The sequence below is a fragment of the Geminocystis sp. M7585_C2015_104 genome (assembly GCA_015295805.1).
Taxonomy (GTDB): Bacteria; Cyanobacteriota; Cyanobacteriia; order Cyanobacteriales; family Cyanobacteriaceae; genus DVEF01.
The window spans coordinates 1-1,881 of record DVEF01000091.1 but is presented as its reverse complement, the minus strand read 5'-3'; the positions used below and the strand labels follow the sequence as shown (position 1 = coordinate 1,881).

General features: G+C 39.1%; 1 protein-coding gene. It reads left to right on the top strand.

The genetic code is table 11. The annotated features are described in order from the left end of the window. Nucleotides 1-148 precede the first annotated feature (148 nt). Entirely contained in the window at nucleotides 149-316 is a 168-nt protein-coding gene (locus tag IGQ44_10900; protein ID HIK38481.1) for a hypothetical protein, read from the top strand. Nucleotides 317-1,881 lie beyond the last annotated feature (1,565 nt).

Below are 1,881 nucleotides of genomic sequence, written 5' to 3'. Positions count from 1 at the left end.
GCAGGGATTATACTTCCCAATGGCAGTATGTATTTGGAATCGACATGGGGAAAATAATGAGCTTACCTAATAATGACAGTAGATACACAGATTTGACGTCGTGGGGGGAGGTGAGGATTTCATTTTACTGCTAAATACCAGAGATTCGGTGAATGCGAGGAGAAAAATTACTCTAAAGCCAGGGCAAATATATGACAAAATCCATGGGGTTATTCCCATTACCTATTCGCTGACAAAAGGGTGGTTGGCATATTCCCCACAACTGGTGTCTGTCAACTCCCCTGATGGTCAGTCTGTAAATAGTCGTCTGGTTTAACTTGTTCTATTCTATCTCATTGGCTCCACAATTATAACTTCTGTCCACTAATAGCCCACATTTACTAACAAAAGTGATGTATGGCCGACTAAATGTCTATTTCTATTCACTTGTCTTGTTTCTAATTATTTGTTTTGCCAGTATATACAATACAGCATATTTTCACCCGACTGACAACGCCGTTGACAAGATATACTCTTTCCCCGCCAGTTTACCCATTTGCTCCTCCACCACAGTCCATATGATATGCTATCACTGGCTAATAAGTCTATTTCCCTTTGGGTTATCTACTAGTCAATCCATTTAGTTGACGTTATCACCATTCCCCTCTCTGCTGACTGGATTAAGAGTATACAAGTCAACCACCCACCAACATCTGCCGGCATACCCACTGCTAATATCCTTGTCTGTCTGCTAATAAGTGCTTTTGGGCAATACGAATAAAATAGTCCACCACCACCCGACAATGTTTTATCTCCTATACCCTACATCCTATCCCCCAACCCCCAATCCCAGACGGCAGTCAAAACATCAGCGCGGTGACACAACCTTCATGGCGACACATTCCCCCATTCTACATACCATTGTAACAAAAAAACAAAAAAAAATCAAGGGCGCCCCATCGCCTCCGCCTGCGCACACCTACCCCCATTCTGCCTACTGTTCTAACAAAAAAACAACAAAAAGTCAAGTTCCACCCCCTGAACTTTGGACAAAAAGAAATAAATTAAAACATTAATTGAAAAACCGAGCATTAATGGGAATTGATTCAAGCCAAATTTAACCTAAAACGAATGGGAAAAAAGGGGACATATCAAAAGAAAAATTCAAATAATATTTATAGGTTCCATACCCCACAGCACACAAATTTATCCAGAAAAACCTCAACGAAAAGCAGAGCTTATAATAGCCAACGTGGAAAAACGATTATTCTAGCGGGAAGAAACAATTATTCCTAGAGGAAGCTCGAAAACATTTTAGCCCAAGGAATATTCTGCATTGGCTAGCATTAAGGGGAGATAGAATCTCAATAATGTACAGAAAATTTAGTTACCGTCAGTTGTAAATAGCAAGAGAATATTTGGGTTTACTAATGATGTAAAACAGCCGAAGGAGGATTGAAAACAGAAGAAACTTTCTTTTAGATATTTGGGGGGTATACTAAGTTTAAATGAGATAATGAATAAGGACATAGAAAAGTCAGTAAATATGATGGCATTAGTCTTGATAGCTCATACAACAAGCCTGCCCCTGGGGGAGTGGTTAAAGGAGGGGTACCTTAGCATTTGAGGGAGTAATAAGAAGTATTCAGGGGCATTTTTATTGTTAAAGGGGAGAGTGGTTATGATAGTACAGAACAAAACCTATTGCAGAAAGGGGACAGGATAAAGGGGATAGGGGATAGGGATTTTTTTTATGGGTAGAGTACAAAACATCTTGCAACGAGGTATTTTAAAATGCCAAAGAGAATAGTGATTAAAGACCTGGATGAACTGGAGAAAATTATCTTCAAACTGAAAAAAGCCAAGATTTCAAAACTCTTATAATCAAACTGGTAGAAAAAT